This is a genomic window from Burkholderia sp. JPY481 (assembly GCF_038900515.1).
Taxonomy (GTDB): Bacteria; Pseudomonadota; Gammaproteobacteria; order Burkholderiales; family Burkholderiaceae; genus Paraburkholderia; species Paraburkholderia youngii.
Genome location: NZ_JAYMRT010000016.1, coordinates 122,391 through 144,281 on the forward strand (window position 1 = coordinate 122,391; position 21,891 = coordinate 144,281).

At 59.2% G+C, this 21,891-nt stretch carries 35 protein-coding genes; all 35 read right to left on the reverse strand.

From position 1 onward, the window contains the following. Positions 1-99 precede the first annotated feature (99 nt). The 35 genes from dsbD to rpsL all read right to left on the reverse strand — a co-directional run bounded on the left by dsbD (position 100) and on the right by rpsL (position 21,829). Positions 100-1,980: a protein-disulfide reductase DsbD gene (gene dsbD, locus VSR82_RS30260; protein WP_498858302.1), complete on the reverse strand. Its 1,881-nt coding sequence runs from the start codon at positions 1,978-1,980 to the stop codon at positions 100-102. Next, the gene (gene cutA, locus VSR82_RS30265) at positions 1,973-2,305 is read right to left on the reverse strand and encodes a divalent-cation tolerance protein CutA (RefSeq protein WP_410842521.1); all 333 of its coding nucleotides are present in this window, start codon (positions 2,303-2,305) and stop codon (positions 1,973-1,975) included. The genes dsbD and cutA overlap by 8 nt, the downstream gene beginning before the upstream one ends. A 190-nt stretch (positions 2,306-2,495) precedes the next feature. Beyond that, complete coding sequence (rplQ, locus tag VSR82_RS30270) at positions 2,496-2,888, reverse strand: 50S ribosomal protein L17 (RefSeq protein WP_013090750.1); 393 nt, start codon at positions 2,886-2,888, stop codon at positions 2,496-2,498. A 191-nt stretch (positions 2,889-3,079) separates the two neighbouring features. Further along, entirely contained in the window at positions 3,080-4,057 is a 978-nt protein-coding gene (locus VSR82_RS30275) for a DNA-directed RNA polymerase subunit alpha (RefSeq protein WP_040050462.1), read from the reverse strand. Between the two features lie 124 nt (positions 4,058-4,181). Next, positions 4,182-4,805, reverse strand: a complete 624-nt coding sequence (gene rpsD / locus VSR82_RS30280; protein ID WP_013090752.1) for a 30S ribosomal protein S4 — start codon at positions 4,803-4,805, stop codon at positions 4,182-4,184. Positions 4,806-4,952: 147 nt separating this feature from the next. Beyond that, the gene (gene rpsK, locus VSR82_RS30285) at positions 4,953-5,357 is read right to left on the reverse strand and encodes a 30S ribosomal protein S11 (protein ID WP_006052224.1); all 405 of its coding nucleotides are present in this window, start codon (positions 5,355-5,357) and stop codon (positions 4,953-4,955) included. Between the two features lie 28 nt (positions 5,358-5,385). Continuing rightward, on the reverse strand, positions 5,386-5,751 hold the full coding sequence (gene rpsM / locus VSR82_RS30290; RefSeq protein WP_008923332.1) for a 30S ribosomal protein S13: 366 nt from the start codon (positions 5,749-5,751) through the stop codon (positions 5,386-5,388). A gap of 41 nt (positions 5,752-5,792) precedes the next feature. Next, positions 5,793-5,909: a 50S ribosomal protein L36 gene (gene rpmJ, locus VSR82_RS30295; RefSeq protein WP_004199844.1), complete on the reverse strand. Its 117-nt coding sequence runs from the start codon at positions 5,907-5,909 to the stop codon at positions 5,793-5,795. A gap of 20 nt (positions 5,910-5,929) precedes the next feature. Continuing rightward, positions 5,930-6,148, reverse strand: a complete 219-nt coding sequence (infA, locus tag VSR82_RS30300; RefSeq protein ID WP_004521905.1) for a translation initiation factor IF-1 — start codon at positions 6,146-6,148, stop codon at positions 5,930-5,932. Between the two features lie 8 nt (positions 6,149-6,156). Continuing rightward, a complete protein-coding gene (gene secY, locus VSR82_RS30305; protein WP_013090753.1) occupies positions 6,157-7,503 on the reverse strand; it encodes a preprotein translocase subunit SecY in 1,347 nt (448 codons plus the stop codon). 46 nt (positions 7,504-7,549) lie between these two features. Next, positions 7,550-7,984, reverse strand: coding sequence for a 50S ribosomal protein L15 (rplO, locus tag VSR82_RS30310; RefSeq protein WP_368584393.1), 435 nt, complete (start codon positions 7,982-7,984; stop codon positions 7,550-7,552). 29 nt (positions 7,985-8,013) lie between these two features. Next, the gene (gene rpmD, locus VSR82_RS30315; RefSeq protein WP_429461701.1) at positions 8,014-8,196 is read right to left on the reverse strand and encodes a 50S ribosomal protein L30; all 183 of its coding nucleotides are present in this window, start codon (positions 8,194-8,196) and stop codon (positions 8,014-8,016) included. 11 nt (positions 8,197-8,207) lie between these two features. Beyond that, entirely contained in the window at positions 8,208-8,726 is a 519-nt protein-coding gene (rpsE, locus tag VSR82_RS30320) for a 30S ribosomal protein S5 (protein ID WP_004197945.1), read from the reverse strand. Between the two features lie 14 nt (positions 8,727-8,740). Beyond that, positions 8,741-9,106, reverse strand: coding sequence for a 50S ribosomal protein L18 (rplR, locus tag VSR82_RS30325; RefSeq protein ID WP_008923336.1), 366 nt, complete (start codon positions 9,104-9,106; stop codon positions 8,741-8,743). 12 nt (positions 9,107-9,118) lie between these two features. Next, positions 9,119-9,649: a 50S ribosomal protein L6 gene (gene rplF / locus VSR82_RS30330; protein ID WP_368584394.1), complete on the reverse strand. Its 531-nt coding sequence runs from the start codon at positions 9,647-9,649 to the stop codon at positions 9,119-9,121. Positions 9,650-9,667: 18 nt separating this feature from the next. Continuing rightward, positions 9,668-10,063: a 30S ribosomal protein S8 gene (gene rpsH / locus VSR82_RS30335; RefSeq protein ID WP_006052216.1), complete on the reverse strand. Its 396-nt coding sequence runs from the start codon at positions 10,061-10,063 to the stop codon at positions 9,668-9,670. A 14-nt stretch (positions 10,064-10,077) separates the two neighbouring features. Then, positions 10,078-10,383, reverse strand: a complete 306-nt coding sequence (gene rpsN, locus VSR82_RS30340) for a 30S ribosomal protein S14 (protein ID WP_090802162.1) — start codon at positions 10,381-10,383, stop codon at positions 10,078-10,080. A gap of 7 nt (positions 10,384-10,390) precedes the next feature. Then, complete coding sequence (rplE, locus tag VSR82_RS30345; protein WP_008923339.1) at positions 10,391-10,930, reverse strand: 50S ribosomal protein L5; 540 nt, start codon at positions 10,928-10,930, stop codon at positions 10,391-10,393. 16 nt (positions 10,931-10,946) lie between these two features. Beyond that, a complete protein-coding gene (gene rplX / locus VSR82_RS30350; protein WP_008923340.1) occupies positions 10,947-11,255 on the reverse strand; it encodes a 50S ribosomal protein L24 in 309 nt (102 codons plus the stop codon). A gap of 9 nt (positions 11,256-11,264) precedes the next feature. Further along, positions 11,265-11,633 (reverse strand): 50S ribosomal protein L14, encoded by a 369-nt coding sequence (rplN, locus tag VSR82_RS30355; RefSeq protein WP_006998478.1) that lies wholly within the window; start codon positions 11,631-11,633, stop codon positions 11,265-11,267. Between the two features lie 290 nt (positions 11,634-11,923). Next, positions 11,924-12,196 (reverse strand): 30S ribosomal protein S17, encoded by a 273-nt coding sequence (rpsQ, locus tag VSR82_RS30360; protein WP_368584396.1) that lies wholly within the window; start codon positions 12,194-12,196, stop codon positions 11,924-11,926. Continuing rightward, positions 12,193-12,387, reverse strand: coding sequence for a 50S ribosomal protein L29 (gene rpmC, locus VSR82_RS30365; RefSeq protein ID WP_007180130.1), 195 nt, complete (start codon positions 12,385-12,387; stop codon positions 12,193-12,195). The genes rpsQ and rpmC overlap by 4 nt, the downstream gene beginning before the upstream one ends. Positions 12,388-12,397: 10 nt before the next feature. Next, positions 12,398-12,814, reverse strand: coding sequence for a 50S ribosomal protein L16 (gene rplP, locus VSR82_RS30370; protein WP_008923342.1), 417 nt, complete (start codon positions 12,812-12,814; stop codon positions 12,398-12,400). 2 nt (positions 12,815-12,816) lie between these two features. Continuing rightward, a complete protein-coding gene (gene rpsC, locus VSR82_RS30375; protein ID WP_008923343.1) occupies positions 12,817-13,623 on the reverse strand; it encodes a 30S ribosomal protein S3 in 807 nt (268 codons plus the stop codon). Between the two features lie 11 nt (positions 13,624-13,634). After that, positions 13,635-13,964 (reverse strand): 50S ribosomal protein L22, encoded by a 330-nt coding sequence (gene rplV, locus VSR82_RS30380; RefSeq protein WP_007730533.1) that lies wholly within the window; start codon positions 13,962-13,964, stop codon positions 13,635-13,637. A gap of 12 nt (positions 13,965-13,976) precedes the next feature. Further along, positions 13,977-14,252, reverse strand: a complete 276-nt coding sequence (gene rpsS / locus VSR82_RS30385; protein WP_006998484.1) for a 30S ribosomal protein S19 — start codon at positions 14,250-14,252, stop codon at positions 13,977-13,979. A 10-nt stretch (positions 14,253-14,262) separates the two neighbouring features. After that, positions 14,263-15,090: a 50S ribosomal protein L2 gene (gene rplB, locus VSR82_RS30390; protein WP_008923344.1), complete on the reverse strand. Its 828-nt coding sequence runs from the start codon at positions 15,088-15,090 to the stop codon at positions 14,263-14,265. Positions 15,091-15,092: 2 nt separating this feature from the next. Further along, positions 15,093-15,407 (reverse strand): 50S ribosomal protein L23, encoded by a 315-nt coding sequence (rplW, locus tag VSR82_RS30395; protein WP_008923345.1) that lies wholly within the window; start codon positions 15,405-15,407, stop codon positions 15,093-15,095. Further along, positions 15,404-16,024: a 50S ribosomal protein L4 gene (rplD, locus tag VSR82_RS30400; RefSeq protein WP_008923346.1), complete on the reverse strand. Its 621-nt coding sequence runs from the start codon at positions 16,022-16,024 to the stop codon at positions 15,404-15,406. The genes rplW and rplD overlap by 4 nt, the downstream gene beginning before the upstream one ends. Then, the gene (gene rplC / locus VSR82_RS30405) at positions 16,024-16,683 is read right to left on the reverse strand and encodes a 50S ribosomal protein L3 (protein ID WP_368584403.1); all 660 of its coding nucleotides are present in this window, start codon (positions 16,681-16,683) and stop codon (positions 16,024-16,026) included. Before rplC ends, rplD begins: the two co-directional genes overlap by 1 nt. A gap of 199 nt (positions 16,684-16,882) precedes the next feature. Continuing rightward, positions 16,883-17,194 (reverse strand): 30S ribosomal protein S10, encoded by a 312-nt coding sequence (gene rpsJ / locus VSR82_RS30410; RefSeq protein WP_006998489.1) that lies wholly within the window; start codon positions 17,192-17,194, stop codon positions 16,883-16,885. A 127-nt stretch (positions 17,195-17,321) separates the two neighbouring features. Next, a complete protein-coding gene (gene tuf / locus VSR82_RS30415; RefSeq protein WP_013090760.1) occupies positions 17,322-18,512 on the reverse strand; it encodes an elongation factor Tu in 1,191 nt (396 codons plus the stop codon). Between the two features lie 48 nt (positions 18,513-18,560). After that, positions 18,561-20,663: an elongation factor G gene (gene fusA, locus VSR82_RS30420; protein ID WP_368587865.1), complete on the reverse strand. Its 2,103-nt coding sequence runs from the start codon at positions 20,661-20,663 to the stop codon at positions 18,561-18,563. A gap of 133 nt (positions 20,664-20,796) precedes the next feature. Beyond that, positions 20,797-21,267, reverse strand: a complete 471-nt coding sequence (gene rpsG, locus VSR82_RS30425; protein WP_006053291.1) for a 30S ribosomal protein S7 — start codon at positions 21,265-21,267, stop codon at positions 20,797-20,799. A gap of 181 nt (positions 21,268-21,448) precedes the next feature. Further along, positions 21,449-21,829 (reverse strand): 30S ribosomal protein S12, encoded by a 381-nt coding sequence (gene rpsL, locus VSR82_RS30430; protein ID WP_006053290.1) that lies wholly within the window; start codon positions 21,827-21,829, stop codon positions 21,449-21,451. Positions 21,830-21,891: the final 62 nt, after the last annotated feature.

Consider the following 21,891-nt stretch of genomic DNA (forward strand, 5'->3'; position numbering starts at 1 on the left):
CGTGAGAAGAAAACGGAGGCGAACCTTAGGGTTTCGCCTCCGTTTTTTTGTGCTGCTCATTCTCGCCGCCGCGGCCTGCAACGCCCCCCCGGCGTTCGATTACACCCCCGACGCGCTCGCTCGATCCAGTGTGCGCAGGAATTTATCCGCCGATTCGTAGCCGACCACCCGCAGCACCTCCTTGCCATCCTGATCGAAGAAAATAATCCCCGGCGGCCCGAACAGGTTGAAGCGCTTGAGCAGCGCCTGATCGTCGGTATTGTTCGCAGTGACGTCGGCGCGCAGCAGATTCATCTGCTTCAGCTTCGCCTGAACGCGCGGGTCGCTGAAGGTGAATTTCTCCATTTCCCTGCAGCTCACGCACCAGTCCGCGTAAAAATCGAGCATGGCAGGCTGTGCCGCCGTTTTGACGGCCTGGTCAAGCTGCGCCGATGAACGAACCGGTGCGAACGTCAAATCGCTTTGCGACGCCGTTGCGGCCTCGCTAGAACCATCTTTCGCGATGCCCGCCTGACTGCCGGCGCGAGCAGCGAGCACGGCCAGCGGGCGCAGTGGGTCCGATGATCCCGCGGCGAGGCCAATCACAAGCGCGGCCGCCCAGACCGCCATCACGACGCCGACCGACCGGCCTAGCCGGTGCCATATCGAGCCACCCGCGGCCGACCTGGAAAACAGGCCGAGGGCGACCGCAGCGATCAGCAGCCAGAGGGCACTCAACAGCATCGTCGCCGGGCCGCCGAGCACCGGCCAAATGATCCACAGCGCCGCGGCGAGCAGAACCACGCCGAAAAACACCTTTACGCTGTCCATCCACTTGCCCGCGCGCGGCAGCAGCGTGCCCGCGCCGAGGCCGATGATCAGTAGCGGCAGCCCGAGGCCGATCCCCATCGAGAACAGCGCCGCGCCACCGAGCACGGCATTGCCGGTGTGCGCGATGAACGCGAGCACCGCGAAAAGCGGCGCGGTCATGCAGGCGCCGACAACCAGCGCCGACAGCGCGCCCATCACGGCGACCGCGGTAAATTTGCCGCCCGAGCGTCCCGCTGACACGCTCGACATCCGATCGCGCCAGCGCGGCGGCAGTTCGAGATCCACACCAGCGATCAGCAGCAGCGCGAAAATCGTCAGAAGGCCGCCGAACGCGCCGAGCACCCACGGATTCTGCAGCCATGCGCCGAGACTCTGCCCGACGAGTGCCGCCGCGACGCCCAGCACCGTGTAGACGAGCGCCATCCCGATTACATATGCGAGCGACAGCGCGAAACCACGCCCACGTGTGACGCGCGCCCCCTCACCGATGATGATCGCAGACAGGATCGGAATCATCGGATACGAGCACGGCAGCAGGCTCAGAATTGCGCCCGCAACAAAATAAAGCCCTACGATCGCAAAGAAACCGCCTCGCTGTAGCAGCGTCTGCGCGTAGTCGGCGCTGGTCGCGCGTTCGTACCACGGCTCGTCCTCAGTGTGCGCGGATTGTTGCGCGGTTGGACCCGCTGCCGCGCCGCCAGCCGACTGCAGCGCCACGCCGCTCACGTGATAAACGCGCTCCATCGGGGGGTAGCAGATGCCAGCGTCGGCGCAGCCCTGCGACGTCACCGCGAGATCGAACGGTCCGGCAGCCTGCTTGACCGGAATATGAATCGTCAGCTCGTTGCGATACGTCTCGACATTCTTGTTGAACGTCTGATCGAACTTCACGTGACCGTCGGGCAGTTGAGGCTCGCCAAGCGTCGCGGTGCCATTCCGGGTCGCGAAAGCGAAGCGCTCGCGGTACATGTAGTAACCGTCCGCAATCTTGTATGTGACGACGACTTGCCCGGGCTGCTCGGTCGCACTGAACCGGAATGCGACCGACGGGTCGAGGAAGTCGTCCGCGGCCCGTGCGAGCGTGGCGAATTGCGCGAGGAACGCGCAGCTGAGCAGAAAGAATGCAGTGCGCAGCGCAGCGCGCGCGCGCTGGTCGAGACCGTTAAACATGAAGAGGGCGTTGGGTTTCAGCAGTGATCCACTGGCCGTAGGCGGCCGAGGCCGTCGCTTGCCAGGAGAGTATTTCCGGCGTGTCGTAGGGATGGTGAGCCTGAAGGTATTGTTCCAATTCGAGCGCGCGAGCGGCGCTGGTCTTGAACAGCAACTGGATTTCCTGCGCGGTTTCGATCGCGCCCTGCCAGTGATAGCTCGAATGCACGCTGCCCAGCTGCGTGACGCATGCACAAAGGCGCGCGGCGAGCGCGTCGGCGGCGAGCTTTTCCGCGACGGCCACATCCGGCACCGTCGTCAGCACCAAGGTCACATTCACACTCACACCAGGCTCCGGCGGCGCAGGATTTCGATCCCGATATCGTATCACCTGGCCATGTCGCCCCGCAGAGCGCCCCGCGGCGCGGCCGCGGCATTTGGTCACCGCGACACGGCTTTCGGCATCGATGAAAAAATCGCCGACAGAAACAAAAAAGCCAGGCGATGCGCCTGGCTTTTCGTCGAAACCAAAAAGCTTACTCAGCTTCTTGCACTTCCGTTTCTTCAACTTCCGGACGGTCGAGCAGTTCGACCAGTGCCATCGGCGCGTTGTCACCGACGCGGAAGCCGAACTTCAGCACGCGCAGGTAACCGCCCGGACGGTTTGCGTAGCGCGGGCCGAGCACGTCGAACAGCTTCGTGACCGAGTCACGGTCGCGCAGGCGGTTGAAAGCCAGACGACGGTTTGCGAGCGACGGCTTCTTGCCGAGCGTGATCAACGGCTCGACGACTTTACGGAGTTCCTTCGCCTTCGGCAGGGTGGTCTTGATGACTTCGTGCTCGATCAGCGAGTTGGACATGTTACGGAGCATTGCCAGACGGTGGCTGCTCGTGCGGTTCAGTTTCCGCAGACCATGACGGTGACGCATGTTAATTCCTTCAGTTCAAAGTTTTGGTCCAGCTCTTCTATCGCACTCGTTCTGCAGCATTGGCAGCACACAGTGAGCGCACGGGCCGGTAGTTAAAAAAGACAAGACGCGGATTTTAAAGGAAAATCCGCGTCTTTGCCAGTCTAGTGCAGCAGTGCAATTCGCGGGTTACACCCGACCGAGTTGTCCGCTTACTTGTCGAGACCTGCCGGCGGCCAGTTCTCGAGCTTCATGCCGAGCGTCAGTCCGCGCGATGCCAGAACTTCCTTGATCTCATTCAGCGACTTGCGACCCAGATTCGGAGTCTTGAGCAGCTCGTTCTCGGTACGCTGGATCAGGTCGCCGATGTAGTAGATGTTCTCGGCCTTCAGGCAGTTCGCGGAACGAACCGTCAGTTCCAGATCGTCGACCGGGCGCAGCAGGATCGGATCGATCTGCGGTGCGCGCGACGGCGCTTCCGCCGCTGCTTCGGTGCCTTCCAGCGCCGCGAAGACCGACAGCTGATCGACCAGAATGCGCGCCGATTGGCGGATCGCTTCTTCCGGCGAAATCACACCGTTGGTTTCGATGTTCATCACGAGCTTGTCGAGGTCGGTGCGCTGCTCGACGCGAGCGCTTTCGACCGCGTAGCTCACGCGACGAACCGGCGAAAACGACGCGTCCAGCACGATTCGGCCGATGATCTTGGCCGACTCTTCACCGTAGCGACGCACATTGCCCGGCACATAGCCGCGGCCCTTTTCAATCTTAATCTGCACGTCGAGCTTGCCACCCTTCGACAGATGCGCAATCACGTGATCCGGATTGATTACTTCACAATCGTGTGCGAGTTCGATATCGCCGGCGGTAACCACGCCTTCGCCTTCCTTGCGCAGCGTAACCGTCACTTCGTCACGGTTATGCAGCTTGAAGACGACGCCCTTCAGGTTCAACAACAGGTTGACCACATCCTCTTGCACACCGTCGAGCGTCGAGTACTCGTGCACGACGCCTGCAATCGTCACCTCGGTCGGGGCATAGCCAACCATCGACGACAACAGCACGCGCCGAAGCGCGTTACCCAAGGTGTGGCCATAACCGCGTTCAAACGGTTCCATGACCACTTTCGCGTGGCTCTCGCCAAGCGATTCAACTGCAATGATCTTGGGCTTCAACAAACTGGTTTGCATAGGTTTTCCTTTTCAATACCCTCGGCTCGTTACACCGATAAGGCTGACCGGTAACAACCTGAAAATAAACAGCCGAGACGCCCCCTTGCGCAACGCAATCAGGGCGCCCCGGCCGTCAATCCGATTACCGCGAATACAATTCGACGATCAGGCTTTCGTTGATGTCGCCAGCGATGTCGCTGCGTTCCGGTTTCTGCTTGAAGGTACCTTCGAACTTCTTCGCGTCGACCGCAACCCAGCTCGGCATGCCGCCTTGTTCAGCGAGCGACAACGCCTCGATGATGCGAGCCTGCTTGCGCTTCTGTTCGCGCACGGCGACGACGTCGCCAGCCTTGACTTGCATCGACGGGATGTTCGTCACGACGCCGTTCACCGTGATCGCCTTGTGGCCGACCAGCTGACGTGCTTCAGCACGCGTCGAGCCGAAGCCCATCCGATACACGACGTTGTCCAGACGCGACTCGAGCAGTTGCAGCAGGTTTTCACCCGTGTTGCCCTTCAGACGGTCTGCTTCAGCGAAGTAGCGACGGAACTGGCGCTCGAGGACACCGTAGATACGCTTTACTTTTTGCTTCTCGCGCAGCTGCGTGCCATAGTCGGACGTACGCGCGCCCGAGGTACGGCCGTGCTGGCCGGGCTTGCTGTCCAGCTTGCACTTGTCAGCGAGCGAGCGGCGTGCGCTCTTCAGGAAGAGGTCAGTGCCTTCACGGCGGGACAGCTTGGCCTTGGGGCCGATATAACGTGCCACGTTGATTCCTTCTGTGATTTATCACGCGAATGCTTCCACTCGCGCTAGTCCGAACCCTTTGGTTCGAACGGTGGGCTTAGTCATTTAAATAATGCGCGCAGCCCGCCGCCGCGCAAGGCGGCAACAGGCGCTCGCGAAACCGTCGTCTTAGATACGACGACGCTTCGGCGGACGGCAGCCGTTGTGCGGGACCGGCGTCACGTCGGAGATCGCGGTGATCTTGATCCCAAGACCATGCAACGCGCGCACCGCCGATTCGCGGCCAGGACCGGGGCCCTTGATCCGCACTTCGAGGTTCTTCACGCCGTATTCCATCGCCACGCGGCCAGCCGATTCAGCTGCGACCTGAGCTGCAAAAGGAGTCGACTTACGCGAACCCTTGAAGCCCTGACCACCCGACGTTGCCCAGGCAAGCGCGTTGCCTTGACGGTCGGTGATCGTGATGATGGTGTTGTTGAACGACGCGTGAACGTGAACCACGCCCTCGGCGACGTTCTTCTTGACCTTCTTGCGAACGCGTTGCGCCGCGGAGTTGTTCGAAGCCTTAGCCATTACGTTTTCCTGTAACTGTCAGTTCCGCTTACTTCTTCAGCGATTGCGCTGCACGACGCGGACCCTTGCGCGTACGGGCATTCGTACGCGTACGCTGGCCGCGCAGGGGTAGACCCTTACGATGCCGCACGCCACGATAGCAGCCGAGATCCATCAGGCGCTTGATGTTCATCGTCGTTTCACGGCGCAGATCGCCTTCAACGATGAACTTGCCGACTTCTTCACGCAGCTTTTCGAGGTCTGCGTCAGTCAGGTCTTTGACCTTCTTCGAAAATGCCACACCAGCAGCGACGCAAATGTCGCGCGAGCGCGTGCGACCGATACCGTAAATAGCCGTCAGGCCGATTTCAGTATGCTGGTGATTCGGGATGTTAACCCCTGCGATACGAGCCATTGTTTTTCCTCAAACAAAAAGCGCAAGCAAAAGCGCGGCGTTCAGCCTTGACGCTGTTTGTGGCGCGGATCAGAGCTGCAAATCACGCGCACAACGCCTTTGCGCTTGATGATCTTGCAATTGCGGCAAATGCGCTTAACCGATGCCATCACTTTCATGATATTACCCTTTTTTCAAATCACTTCGCCCGGAACACGATCCGCGCACGCGACAGATCGTAAGGCGTCAATTCAACCGTCACCTTGTCGCCCGGCAGGATTCGGATGTAGTGCATCCGCATCTTGCCGGATATGTGTCCCAACACGACATGGCCGTTTTCCAGCTTCACCCTGAAGGTAGCGTTAGGCAGGTTCTCAATTACTTCGCCCTGCATCTGGATCACATCGTCTTTGGCCATAAGTCCTTTCAACGCATCGGGACGCCGCCGCCTTTGAAATTAGCTTTCTTCAGCAGCGATTCATACTGTTGCGACATAACGTACGACTGCACCTGCGCCATGAAATCCATTGTGACGACGACAATGATCAGCAGCGACGTTCCACCAAAATAAAACGGCACGTTCCAGCGCAGCACCAGAAATTCGGGCAGCAGGCAAACGAACACGATGTAGATCGCACCGGCCAGCGTGAGACGCGTAAGGATGCGGTCGATATATCGCGCCGTTTGATCGCCCGGGCGGATGCCAGGGACGAAAGCGCCACTCTTTTTCAGGTTGTCGGCCGTTTCCCTGCTGTTGAACACCAATGCGGTGTAGAAGAAGCAGAAGAAAACGATCGCCAACGCGTACAGCAACACGTACACGGGTTGACCGGGCTTCAGGGCTTCGGCCACATTGTGCAACGTGTCTGCGAACCAGCTGGTACGCGAGCCCGAACTGAACCAGTTCAGGATAGTTGCCGGGAAGAGAATGATCGACGATGCGAAGATCGGCGGAATCACGCCCGACATGTTCAGCTTCAGCGGCAAATGAGAAGACTGGCCGCCGTAAATCTTGTTGCCTACCTGCCGCTTTGCGTAATTCACAAGAATCTTGCGCTGGCCGCGTTCGATGAACACCACCAGATACGTCACAGCCGCAATCAGCGCGACGACGATAATCGCCGAGATGATACTCATCGAGCCAGTTCGCACTAGTTCAAAGAGACCACCGATTGCGTTCGGGAAGCCCGCCGCAATACCGCCAAAAATGATGATCGAGATACCATTGCCAAGCCCGCGCTCCGTGATTTGCTCACCCAGCCACATCAGGAACATCGTGCCGGTCACAAGCGTCACGACCGTCGTCAACCGGAATACCATCCCCGGATCGATCACGAGGCCAGGCTGATTTTCCAGCGCCACGGCAATACCGAACGCCTGAAATGTCGCCAGCACGACCGTGAAGATCCGCGTGTATTGCGTAATCTTCCGCTGACCTGCCTGCCCTTCCTTTTTCAGCGCTTCGAGTTGCGGCGAGACAATCGCCAGCAACTGCATGATGATCGACGCCGAAATGTACGGCATGATCCCCAACGCGAAAATGGTGAACCGCGAAAGTGCGCCACCCGAGAACATGTTAAACATGCCAAGGATGCCGCCCGACTGGCTTTGGAACAGCTTCGCCAGTTGGTCCGGGTCAATACCCGGCACCGGAATATGCGCGCCGATGCGGTAGACGACCAGCGCCAGCAGCAGGAACACTGCTCGCCGACGCAGATCGCCAAACTTCGCCGCGCTGCGACCGGGTTTTGCGAGACTCGGGCTGTTAGCCAAGTACCTTCTCCGATGCAAATGCTAGTGACGGCAAATAACTTGCGCGTTACTCGGCAAACGAGCCACCGGCTGCTTCGATGGCAGCGCGTGCGCTCTTCGTCGCACCCAGACCCTTCACAACGACCTTGCGCTTGAGCTCGCCCGTCCCGATGATCTTGGCGCTACGGATCAGTTCGCCGACCAGGCCGGCTTGCTTGAGAGCCAGCAGATCGATTTCGTCGACCGGCAGCTTCTCCAGATCCGAGAGACGCACTTCACCGACGAATTCCTTCGTCAGCGAGGTGAAGCCACGCTTCGGCAGGCGACGTTGCAGTGGCATTTGACCGCCTTCGAAGCCAACCTTGTGAAAGCCGCCCGAACGCGACTTCTGACCCTTGTGACCACGGCCAGCGGTCTTGCCGAGGCCGGAGCCGATGCCGCGACCAACGCGACGCTTTGCGTGCTTCGCGCCTTCAGCCGGCTTCAGGTTATTCAATTCCATTATCAACTCCTTGAGTCCTGGTCAGCCGCTTAGCTGATGACCTTAACGAGGTACGAAACCTTGTTGATCATGCCGCGCACAGCCGGCGTATCCTGCAACTCGCTAACCGAGTTGAGTCGGCGCAGGCCCAAGCCACGCACCGTTGCGCGGTGCGATTCACGGGTGCCGATCAGGCTCTTGACGAGCAGGACCTTGACAGTTTTATCAGACATGGTGTCCACCTTTAGCCCAGAATTTCTTCGACGGACTTGCCGCGCTTCGCAGCGATGTCGGCCGGCGTGGACTGCTTGCGCAGGCCGTCGAGCGTCGCACGAACGAGGTTATACGGGTTCGTCGAACCGTGGCTCTTGGCCACGACGTTCTGCACGCCCATCACGTCGAACACTGCGCGCATCGGACCGCCAGCGATCACGCCGGTACCGTCCTTCGCCGGAGCGAGGAGAACCGTGGATGCGCCGTGCTTACCATGCACTTCGTGTTGCAGGGTACCGTTCTTCAGCGGCACCTTGAACATGTTGCGGCGAGCCTGTTCCATCGCCTTCTGGACAGCGACCGGCACTTCCTTCGCCTTGCCCTTGCCCATACCGACGCGGCCATCACCGTCGCCAACCACGGTCAGTGCAGCGAAGCCGAGAATACGGCCACCCTTCACGACCTTGGTCACGCGGTTGACCGAAATCATCTTTTCACGAAGGCCGTCGTCGCGTTCGTCAGCCTGAACTTTAGCTTGCATCTTTGCCATGACGAATTCTTCCCTTAGAACTTGAGTCCGGCTTCGCGCGCCGCATCAGCCAGCGCTTTCACGCGGCCGTGGTAACGGAAACCCGAACGGTCGAAGGCGACGGATTCGATGCCGGCAGCCTTAGCCTTTTCTGCAATGCGCTTGCCGATCAGGGTTGCAGCAGCAACGTTGCCGCCCTTGCCCGATTGATCGGCCAGTTGCGCACGCACTTCGGCTTCGAGCGTCGACGCGCTGGCGAGCACCTTGGTGCCGCACGGCGAGAACACTTGCGCATAGATGTGCGTGTTCGTGCGATGCACGGCGAGACGCGCGACCTGCAGCTCAGCGATCTTGATACGCGTCTGACGAGCGCGGCGCAGGCGAGATTGAGTCTTATCCATGATTGCGCACCCTTACTTCTTCTTCGTTTCTTTGAGGATCACAACCTCATCGGCGTAACGCACGCCCTTGCCCTTATAAGGCTCCGGCGGACGGTAGCCGCGCACTTCTGCAGCGACTTGACCGACTTGTTGCTTGTTGATCCCCTTGATCACGATTTCGGTTTGCGACGGGGTTTCTGCCTTGACGCCAGTCGGCATCTGGTGCACCACCGGGTGCGAGAAACCCAGCGACAAGTTCAGCTTGTCGCCTTGCGCCTGTGCGCGATAACCGACGCCAACCAGCGTCAGCTTGCGCTCGAAACCCTTCGTCACGCCGTACACCATGTTCGCAACCAGTGCGCGCATCGTGCCCGACATCGCATTCGCTTCGCGGCTTTCGTCGACCGGCTCGAACTTCAGCGTGCCGTTGTCGTTCACCACTTTCACGAGACTGTTGGCAGCCTGCGAAATCGTACCCAGCGGACCCTTGACAGTGATGCTGTCGGCGCTCAGGGCCACTTCCGCGCCTTGCAGCGCGATCGGGCTCTTACCTACTCGAGACATGTTTCTCTCCTTTCGGCCTTAAGCGACGTAGCAGATGACTTCGCCGCCAACGCCCGTTGCACGTGCCTTGCGGTCCGTCATCACGCCCTTGGGCGTCGATACGATTGCCACGCCCAGGCCATTCATGACCACGGGGATGTCGTTACGGCCGCGGTACACACGCAGACCAGGCTTCGAGACGCGTTCGATGCGCTCGATGACCGGGCGGCCAGCGTAATACTTCAACACGATGTTCAATTCCGACTTCGCACCTTCGGACTTCACTGCGAAATCGTCGATATAACCTTCGTCCTTCAGGACCTGCGCAATCGCAACCTTGACTTTCGACGAGGGCATAGTCACCGAAACCTTCTCGACCATCTGCGCATTGCGGATGCGAGTCAGCATATCGGCGATAGGATCACTCATGCTCATTTATGTTTCTCCTATTACCAGCTCGCCTTGGTCAGGCCAGGGATCTCGCCGCGGAACGCGATTTCACGAATCTTGTTACGCGCCAGGCCGAATTTACGGAACGTGCCGCGCGGACGACCGGTAATTGCGCAACGGTTGCGCTTACGGGTCGGGTTAGAGTTGCGCGGCAGTTGCTGCAGTTCCAGACGTGCTGCGTAATGCTCTTCTTCCGACTTGCTCGTGTCGCCAATGATTGCCTTCAGTGCAGCACGCTTGGGAGCGTACTTGGCGGCGAGGCGAGCACGCTTCTTTTCACGTTCGATCAGTGCCAGTTTAGCCACGGTAACCTCAGTTTCTGAACGGGAACTTGAAGCTGGCGAGCAGAGCCTTTGCTTCGTCGTCAGTCTTCGCAGTCGTCGTGATGCTGATGTTCAGCCCACGCAGTGCGTCGATCTTGTCGTAATCGATTTCGGGGAAAATGATCTGCTCTTTCACACCGATGTTGTAGTTGCCGCGACCATCGAACGCCTTACCCGACACGCCACGGAAGTCGCGCACACGGGGGAGCGCAACCGTCACGAAACGGTCGAGGAATTCGTACATTGCCTGACCACGCAGCGTGACCATGGCGCCGATCGGATAGCCCTGACGGATCTTGAAGCCAGCAATTGCCTTGCGTGCCTTCGTGATCACCGGCTTCTGGCCTGCGATCTTCGTCAGATCGCCAACGGCGTTTTCGATGATCTTCTTATCGGCGACGGCTTCGCCAAGACCCATGTTGAGGGTGATCTTGGTGATGCGAGGCACTTCCATCACGGACTTGTAACCGAACTTCTCGATGAGGCCGGGTACAACCTTTTCTTTGTAAAACTCTTGCAAACGAGCCATTTTTTACTCCGCAGCGTCAGGCGCTCAGCACGGCACCGGTCGTCTTCAGGAAACGGACTTTCTTGTCTCCTTCGACCTTGATGCCTACACGCGATGGCTTGCCATTCGCGTCGACCAATGCGACGTTCGAAATTTGCAGCGGCATCGTCTTGGCTTCCACGCCGCCCGTCGTACCCTTCATCGGGTTCGGCTTGACGTGCTTCTTGACGAGATTGATGCCCTCGACGGTCACGGTCTCGCCGTGAACGGCCAGCACAACGCCACGCTTGCCCTTATCTTTGCCGGTGATGACGATAACTTCGTCACCCTTGCGAATCTTGTTCATCGCGACTCCTTACAGCACTTCAGGCGCCAGCGAAACGATCTTCATGAATCGTTCGCTACGCAACTCGCGCGTGACTGGCCCGAAAATACGGGTGCCGATCGGTTCGAGCTTGGTGTTGAGCAACACAGCTGCATTGCCGTCGAACTTGATCAGCGAGCCGTCCTGACGGCGCACGCCCTTGGCGGTGCGAACCACCACGGCGTTGTAGATTTCGCCTTTCTTCACGCGCCCGCGCGGCGTTGCCTCTTTGACAGTCACCTTGATGATGTCGCCAATGCTGGCATAACGACGCTTCGAGCCGCCGAGCACCTTGATGCACATGACTTCACGTGCACCCGTGTTGTCGGCCACTTCAAGCCGAGTTTCGGTCTGGATCATGGTTTATCTTTCCCAACTTAATCCGGTCACACCACCATGGTGCTTCCCGGTCAGTCTTGGTCCCGTCAGCCGATCGGCTGCTTGGGTTAGAACAGCAGCGACGGCAAACGAAACCCGCCATCGCAATCCGGTGAATCCTTCGGCACAGGCTGGCGCCCGGACCGCTTCCCCCACCAACTTCGCCCGCGACGGGGCTCCCATAAAGAGGGAAGACCGAGATTATATCAAATAATCCCGGTCTTGCAAGCGAAACTTACTGCGATTTCAACTACTTCTACAGCTTTGCGACATTAGATGACGCGAGCAGCCTCGACCAGGCGAGCCACAACCCAAGCCTTCGTCTTCGAAATCGGACGAGTTTCCTGGATTTCAACGAGGTCACCCTCGTTGTACGAGTTCGCATCGTCATGCGCGTGGTACTTCTTCGAACGCACGACGTACTTGCCATAGATCGGGTGCTTCACGCGGTGCTCGACCAGCACGGTAACCGTCTTGTCCATCTTGTTGCTGACGACCTTGCCGACCAGCGTCCGCTTGAGCGAGGTTTTTACGCTATCGTTCATTTCTGGTTCGCCTTCTCAGTCAGGACGGTCCGCACACGTGCGATGTCGCGACGAACCTTCTTCAGTTGGCTCGTGTTCGTGAGCTGCTGGGTCGCGAGTTGCATGCGCAGGCCGAATTGCGCCTTCAACAGGTCCGACAGCTCCTTGTTGAGCGCGGCCTGATCTTTCTGGTGAAGTTCGGAAGCCTTCATCATTTGCTCCTTAGGCGCCGAGCTGACGTACGATAAACGTCGTCTTCAGCGGCAGCTTGGCTGCAGCCAGACGGAACGCTTCGCGCGCCAGTTCTTCGGTTACGCCGTCCATTTCGTACAGCATCTTGCCCGGTTGAATCTCAGCGACGTAGTATTCCGGGTTACCCTTACCGTTACCCATACGCACTTCCGCCGGCTTGGTCGAGATCGGCTTGTCCGGGAAGATCCGGATCCAGATGCGGCCACCGCGCTTGATGTGACGCGTCATTGCACGACGCGCCGCTTCAATCTGGCGCGCGGTCAGACGGCCGCGACCGACAGCCTTCAGGCCGAACTCACCGAACGACACCGCGTTGCCGCGGGTAGCAACGCCGGTGTTACGACCTTTCTGCTCTTTGCGATACTTTCTGCGTTTCGGTTGCAGCATCGTTATTCTCCAGTCTTCCCGTCGCCGCCGGCACCGCCAGTACGACGAGGAGCGCCACGGCGTGCACCTGCCGGGCCACCACCTTCACCATCACGACGCGGACGGCGATCGCCACCCGGACGTGCGTTGCGGCGCGGACGCTTTTCTTCAGCGACTTCTTCGACCACCGGTGCGTCATTGCGGCCGAGCGTATCGCCCTTATAGACCCACACCTTCACGCCGATGATGCCGTACGTCGTCTTTGCTTCCGACGTTGCGTAGTCGATATCTGCACGCAGCGTGTGAAGCGGCACGCGACCTTCGCGATACCATTCCGTGCGAGCGATTTCGATACCGTTCAGACGGCCTGCGCTCATGATCTTGATGCCTTGAGCACCCAGACGCATCGCGTTCTGCATCGCACGCTTCATCGCGCGACGGAACATGATCCGGCGCTCGAGCTGCTGCGTGATCGAATCAGCGATCAGTTGCGCGTCGGTTTCCGGCTTGCGAATTTCTTCAATGTTGACGTGAACCGGAACGCCCATGCGCTTTTGCAGCTCGGACTTCAGCAGTTCGATGTCTTCACCCTTCTTACCGATCACGACACCCGGACGCGAGCTGAAAATCGTGATACGCGCGTTCTTTGCGGGACGCTCGATCACAACGCGGCCGACGGACGCGTTCTTCAGCTTCTTCTTCAGGTATTCACGAACACCGATGTCTTCCTGCAACATCGCCGCGAAATTGTTGTTGTTCGCGTACCAACGCGAAGCCCAATTGCGGCTGACGGCCAAACGGAAGCCAGTCGGATGAATTTTCTGTCCCATCGTATGACCCCTTAATTCCCGACCGTCACAGTGATGTGACAGGATTGCTTCTCGATGCGGTTACCACGGCCCTTGGCGCGCGCGGTAAAACGCTTCAGCGACGCTGCCTTGTCGACGTAGATGCTCGTGATCTTGAGCTCGTCGATATCGGCGCCTTCGTTGTGCTCCGCATTCGCGATCGCCGACAGCACGACCTTTTTCACGATTCCCGCAGCCTTCTTCGGCGAGAACGTCAGAACGTTCAGCGCCTTGTCGACCGGCAAACCGCGGATCTGGTCAGCCACAAGGCGCGTTTTTTGCGCCGAGATGCGGGCACCGCGATGAATTGCTTTCACTTCCATCTTGATTGCCCCTTATTTCTTGGCCTTCTTGTCGGCCGCGTGACCCTTGAACGTACGGGTCAGTGCGAACTCGCCAAGCTTGTGGCCGACCATGTTTTCCGTGACATACACCGGAACGTGTTGACGGCCGTTGTGCACGGCGATCGTCAGGCCGATGAAGTCCGGCAGGATCGTCGAGCGACGCGACCAAGTCTTGATCGGTTTCTTGTCACGCGATGCTGCAGCCGCCTCAACCTTCTTCAGCAAATGGGCGTCGCAGAACGGACCTTTCTTAATAGAACGTGCCATTGCCTACTCCTTAACGCTTGTGACGGCGCTGGACGATCATGCTCGTCGTGCGCTTGTTGCTGCGGGTGCGATAGCCCTTCGTCGGCGTGCCCCACGGGCTCACCGGATCGCGGCCTGCCGCAGTCTTGCCTTCGCCACCACCGTGCGGGTGGTCGACCGGGTTCATTGCAACGCCACGCACGGTCGGGCGGATGCCGCGCCAGCGGTTCGCGCCAGCCTTACCGATTTGACGGAGGCTGTGCTCTTCGTTGCCCACTTCACCGATCGTCGCGCGGCATTCAACGTGCACGCGGCGGATTTCGCCCGAACGCAGACGAACCTGCGCGTAGACGCCTTCGCGAGCAAGCAGCATCGCCGACGTGCCAGCCGAACGCGCCATTTGCGCGCCCTTGCCCGGCAGCATTTCGATGCAGTGAATGGTCGTACCGACCGGAATGTTGCGGATCGGCAGCGTGTTACCTGCGCGGATCGGTGCTTCCGAACCCGACATCAGTTGCTGACCGACGGTGACACCCTTCGGAGCGATGATGTAGCGGCGCTCGCCGTCCGCGTACAGAACCAGCGCGATGTTCGCGCTACGGTTCGGGTCGTACTCAAGACGCTCGACCTTTGCCGGAATACCATCCTTCGTGCGACGGAAGTCGACGACACGATAGTGATGCTTGTGACCACCACCCTTGTGACGCGTGGTGATGTGCCCGTTGTTGTTACGGCCGGCAGTCGACGACTGCGTGTCGAGCAGTGCCGCAAACGGCTTGCCCTTGTGCAGTTCTTTGTTGACCACCTTGACCATCGCGCGGCGGCCCGGCGAAGTCGGCTTAACTTTCACGATTGCCATGATTACTTGGCCTCCGCTTCAAAGTTGATTTCCTGGCCGGGCTTCAGGCAGACATACGCCTTCTTCACGTCCTTGCGCTTGCCCATGAAGCGACCAAAGCGCTTGGCTTTGCCCTTCGCGACCAGCACATTGACGGAATCAACTTCCACCTTGAACAGCAGCTCGACTGCAGCTTTCACTTCCTGCTTCGTGGCATCCGGCGCGACTTCGAACACTACCTGCTCGTTCTTGTCGGCAACCAGCGTCGCCTTTTCGGAGACCACCGGCGCGAGCAGGACCTGCATCAAACGATGATCGTTCTTGCGAATCTCGCTCATGACAGCAACTCCTCGATCTGGGCGACCGCAGCCTTCGTGATCAGGACCTTCTTGAAGTAGATCAGCGACAGCGGGTCGGCGTAACGCGGCTCGACAACCGCCACGTGGGCGAGGTTGCGCGACGCGAGGTACAGGTTTTCGTCAACCGTGTCGGTAATCACCAGCACGGAGTCGAGACCCATCGCCTTGAATTTTTCGGCCAGCAGCTTCGTCTTCGGCGCTTCGAGCGTCAGCTCGTCGACCACCGAAATGCGGCCTTCGCGGGCCAGCTGCGAGAAGATCGAGCAGAGACCTGCGCGATGCATCTTCTTGTTGACCTTGTGCGAAAAGTTTTCTTCCGGCGAATTCGGGAAGATACGGCCACCGCCGCGCCACAGCGGGCTCGACGACATACCGGCACGAGCCCGGCCCGTACCCTTCTGGCGCCACGGCTTCTTGGTCGTGTGCTTGACCTGCTCACGATCCTTCTGCGCGCGATTGCCGCTACGTGCATTCGCCTGGTACGCAACCACCACCTGGTGAATCAGGGCTTCGTTGTAATCGCGGCCGAACACGACGTCCGACGCGCTAACGCCCGCACCTTCCTGACCATTGGCATTCAGGAGCTTAAGTTCCATTATTTCGCTCCTTTCACGGCACGCGTCTTCACGGCCGGCGTAACGAATACCTTGCCACCCTTCGCACCCGGAACGGCGCCCTTGACCAGCAGCAGCTTGCGGTCAGCGTCGATACGAGCGATTTCGAGGTTTTGCACCGTTACCTTCTCATCACCCATATGACCGGTCATGCGCTTACCCGGGAAAACACGACCCGGATCCTGCGCCATACCGATCGAGCCCGGCACGTTGTGCGAGCGCGAGTTACCGTGCGATGCACGGCCAGACGAGAAGTTGTAACGCTTGATGGTACCGGCGTAGCCCTTACCGATCGACACACCTTGCACGTCGACCTTCTGGCCCACTTCGAACAACTCGGGACCAACCACAGTGCCGTTCGACAGTTCGGCAGCCTTAGCGGCATCGACCTGGAATTCTTTGAGGATTTCGCCGGCTTGAACGCCAGCTTTGGCGAGATGACCTGCCAACGGCTTCGTCACGCGCGATGCACGGCGCGTACCGAAGGCAACCTGCACGGCGGTGTAGCCGTCGGTTTCAACAGTCTTGATCTGCGTCACGCGGTTGTCGGACACGTCCAGCACGGTGACGGGAATCGAATCCCCTTCAGCCGTGAAGATACGGGTCATGCCAACCTTGCGACCTACGAGTCCAAGGCTCATCGTTTTCTCCATTCCCGACTGCGATTGGTCGGGGCTAATTTACAAAATGTCGGCGCCGTTTCGGACATGAGACCATGCTGCGGCACGCCGACTTTTTACGCAAATGCGCGAAAAGCTCACTAGTATAGCGAGCCTTTTCGTTTTCCGCAAGCAATCAAAGACTTAGCGGTGTCCGGATCGCCGGACAACGGCTGAGGCCTTATTGCAGCTTGATTTCAACGTCCACGCCAGCCGGCAGATCAAGCTTCATGAGCGCGTCAACGGTCTTGTCCGTTGGGTCGACGATGTCCATCAGACGCTGGTGCGTGCGGATTTCGAGCTGATCGCGCGACGTCTTGTTGACGTGCGGCGAACGCAGGATGTCGAAGCGTTGAATGCGGGTCGGCAGGGGCACCGGGCCACGAACGATTGCGCCAGTCCGCTTTGCCGTGTCGACGATTTCAGCTGCCGATTGATCGATCAGGCGATAGTCGAAAGCCTTCAGGCGAATGCGGATTTTCTGGTTCTGCATGACAAATTCCTTAGAAAGAGCGAGGCGGTATTGCACCGCCGAATAGAAAAAGAACGTAGGCTCGGGCGCTGGCGGAGAGCGAGCGCCCGAGCCCGGGCGCTAGATACTGCTACAGCACTCTACGATTTTACTCGATGATCTTTGCGACGACACCAGCGCCGACCGTACGGCCACCTTCGCGGATTGCGAAGCGGAGACCTTCTTCCATCGCGATCGGGTTGATCAGCTTCACCGTGATCGACACGTTGTCGCCCGGCATCACCATTTCCTTGTCCTTCGGCAGCTCGATCGAGCCCGTCACGTCGGTCGTACGGAAGTAGAACTGCGGACGGTAGTTGTTGAAGAACGGCGTGTGGCGGCCGCCTTCGTCCTTGCTGAGCACGTACACTTCAGCCGTGAAGTGGGTGTGCGGGTTGATCGAACCCGGCTTGGCCAGAACCTGACCACGCTCCACGTCTTCACGCTTCGTGCCGCGCAGCAGGATACCAACGTTGTCGCCGGCCTGACCCTGGTCGAGCAGCTTGCGGAACATTTCCACGCCCGTGCAGGTCGTCTTGGCCGTTGCCCGGATACCGACGATCTCGATTTCCTCGCCGACCTTGATCACGCCACGCTCGACGCGGCCCGTCACCACCGTGCCACGACCCGAGATCGAGAACACGTCTTCCACCGGCATCAGGAACGAACCGTCAACCGCGCGCTCCGGCGTCGGGATGTACGTGTCCAGCGCGTCGGCCAGGTTCATGATCGCCACTTCGCCCAGCTCGCCCTTGTCGCCTTCCAGCGCCAGCTTGGCCGAACCCTTGATGATCGGCGTGTCGTCGCCCGGGAAGTCGTACTTCGACAGAAGTTCGCGCACTTCCATCTCGACGAGCTCCAGCAGCTCGGCGTCGTCCACCATGTCGCACTTGTTCAGGAACACGATGATGTACGGAACGCCAACCTGACGCGCCAGCAGGATGTGCTCACGCGTTTGCGGCATCGGGCCGTCAGCAGCCGAGCACACCAGGATCGCGCCGTCCATCTGTGCCGCGCCCGTGATCATGTTCTTCACGTAGTCAGCGTGGCCCGGGCAGTCGACGTGTGCGTAGTGGCGGTTAGCCGTTTCGTACTCGACGTGCGCGGTATTGATGGTAATGCCACGTGCCTTTTCTTCCGGCGCCGCGTCGATCTGGTCGTAGGCCTTCGCCTCGCCGCCAAACTTCTGCGTCAGAACCGTCGTGATCGCTGCCGTCAGCGTGGTCTTGCCGTGGTCAACGTGACCGATCGTGCCCACGTTCACGTGCGGCTTGGTCCGTTCGAATTTACCTTTAGCCATGTTTCTCTTCTTTCAGTAAGTTAATCGTTGAATGACTTTGCCGCGCGATTACTTCGACTTCGCGTTGATGATCGCTTCCGACACGTTACGCGGAGCTTCAGCGTAGTGCTTGAACTCCATCGTGTACGTTGCACGACCCTGCGTCAGCGAACGCAGCGACGTCGAGTAGCCGAACATTTCCGACAGCGGCACTTCGGCGCGAACGATCTTGCCGCCACCAACCATGTCTTCCATGCCCTGAACGATACCGCGACGGCCCGACAGGTCGCCCATCACGTTGCCCATGTAATCTTCCGGCGTTTCGACTTCTACAGCCATCATCGGTTCGAGGATGACCGGGCTTGCCTTACGCATTGCTTCCTTGAACGCCATCGAACCGGCCATGCGGAACGCATTTTCGTTCGAGTCAACGTCGTGATACGAACCGAACGTCAGGTGAACCTTAACGTCAACGACCGGGAAGCCTGCCAGCACGCCAGCCTTCAGCGTTTCCTGGATACCCTTGTCGACTGCCGGAATGTATTCGCGCGGAATCACGCCGCCCTTGATCTCGTCGAGGAATTCGTAACCCTTGCCTTGTTCGTTCGGCTCGAGCGTGATGACTGCGTGACCGTACTGACCGCGGCCGCCCGACTGCTTGACGAACTTGCCGTCAACGTCAGCCGCCGTGCTGCGGATCGTTTCGCGGTAAGCCACCTGCGGCTTGCCGACGGTCGCTTCCACGCCGAATTCACGCTTCATCCGGTCGACCAGAATTTCGAGGTGCAGTTCGCCCATACCCGAAATGATCGTTTGACCCGATTCTTCGTCCGTCTGAACGCGGAACGACGGATCTTCCTGAGCCAGGCGGTTCAGTGCCAGACCCATCTTTTCCTGGTCAGCCTTGGTCTTCGGCTCGACAGCCTGCGAAATCACCGGCTCCGGGAAAATCATGCGTTCGAGCACGATCGGGTTCTGCGGATCGCACAGCGTGTCGCCCGTGGTCGCCTCTTTCAGGCCGACCGCAGCAGCGATGTCGCCAGCGCGCACTTCCTTGATTTCTTCGCGCTGGTTCGCGTGCATCTGCAGAATACGACCCAGACGTTCCTTCTTGTCTTTGGTCGCGTTCAGCACCGTGTCGCCCGAATTGACGACGCCCGAGTACACACGGAAGAAGATCAGCTGGCCGACGAACGGGTCGGTCATGATCTTGAATGCCAGTGCCGAGAACTTTTCGTCGTCGGCCGCGCGGCGCTCAGCCTTTTCACCGTTTTCCAGTTCGCCGGTAACCGGCGGAATGTCGATCGGCGACGGCAGGAAGTCGAGCACGGCGTCCAGCATGCGCTGCACACCCTTGTTCTTGAACGCGGTGCCGCACAGCATCGGCTGGATTTCACAAGCGATCGTACGGTCGCGCAGACCTTTGATGATTTCCTCTTCGGTCAGCTCACCTGACTCGAGGTACTTGTTCATCATGTCTTCGTTCGCCTCAGCCGCAGCCTCGACCATCTTTTCACGCCATTCGTTGCACGTGTCGACGAGTTCTGCCGGGATGTCTTCGTACGAGAACTTGGTGCCTTGGGACGCGTCGTCCCAAATGATCGCCTTCATCTTCAACAGATCGACGACGCCCGTGAAGTTCTCTTCCGCGCCAATAGGCACGACGACCGGAACGGGGTTCGCCTTAAGACGCAGCTTGAGCTGGTCGTAGACCTTGAAGAAGTTCGCGCCGGTACGGTCCATCTTGTTGATGAACGCGAGACGGGGGACCTTGTACTTGTTAGCCTGACGCCACACGGTTTCCGACTGGGGCTGCACGCCGCCCACAGCGCAGTACACCATGCACGCGCCATCGAGCACACGCATCGAGCGCTCGACTTCGATCGTGAAGTCGACGTGGCCCGGGGTGTCGATGATGTTGATACGGTGTTCGGCGCGGTCGCCCGCCATGCCCTTCCAGAATGCCGTGGTAGCAGCGGAAGTAATCGTGATGCCGCGTTCCTGTTCCTGCTCCATCCAGTCCATGGTGGCAGCGCCGTCGTGAACTTCACCAATCTTGTGGTTCACGCCCGTGTAGAACAGAATGCGCTCGGTCGTCGTCGTTTTGCCGGCGTCGATGTGAGCGCTAATACCGATGTTACGGTAGCGCTCGATAGGAGTCTTGCGAGCCACTTTGATCCTCTATTGGGATGACGCGATGCGTGAGATGCCCATCGCGCTGTAACACAAACGGGCGAGGCGCCTTTGAAGCGCACCCGCCCGGAATTTCTTTCCGCTTTTCCGCTAAACCCGGGGTCGGGAAAGCTTAGAAACGGAAGTGCGAGAACGCCTTGTTGGCTTCTGCCATCCGGTGAACTTCGTCGCGCTTCTTCATCGCGCCGCCACGGCCTTCGGCCGCTTCGGAGAGTTCACCTGCCAGACGCAGGGCCATCGACTTCTCGCTGCGCTTCTTCGCGGCTTCACGCAGCCAACGCATCGCCAATGCCATACGACGCGACGGGCGCACTTCGACCGGAACCTGATAGTTCGCACCACCAACGCGGCGGCTCTTCACTTCGACCACCGGCTTGACGTTGTTGAGCGCCACCGTGAACACTTCCAGCGGGTCCTTGCCACCCTTGGTCTGAATCTGTTCGAAAGCGCCGTACACGATACGCTCGGCAACCGACTTCTTGCCGGAGAGCATCAGCACGTTCATGAATTTTGCTACATCAACGTTGCCGAACTTCGGATCCGGCAACACTTCCCGCTTGGGGACTTCGCGACGACGCGGCATGTTTCTTCCTTTACTTTTTCAGTTGGAGCTGCTTGCAGCCCCGCGGCCACCAACTAACCCGATTCATCCGTAAGACTAACCAGCCTGGTCGGGTGACCACTTACTCGACAGCACCGGCGATTCCGGCACCATCGCTATTACCGCCTTTGCAGGCGACCTGAAACTACGATTGACCGACTAATTACTTGCCAGCCTTAGCACGCTTCGCACCATACTTCGAGCGAGCCTGCTTACGGTCCTTGACGCCCTGGGTATCCAGCGAGCCACGAACCATGTGGTAACGCACACCCGGCAAGTCCTTCACACGGCCGCCGCGAATCAGCACGACCGAGTGTTCCTGCAAGTTGTGGCCTTCACCACCGATGTACGAAATGACTTCGAAGCCATTCGTCAGACGAACCTTGGCGACCTTACGGAGTGCCGAGTTCGGCTTCTTCGGCGTCGTGGTGTACACACGGGTGCACACGCCGCGACGCTGGGGGCAGTCCTGCAAAGCCGGGCTCTTGCTCTTCGTCGTTTCCGACGTGCGGCCTTTGCGAACCAGTTGATTGATGGTTGGCATTGTTTATTCCTGAAATTGAACAAAATCGACGCATCTGTTTCCGGGCAAAGCGGAAACGCCTG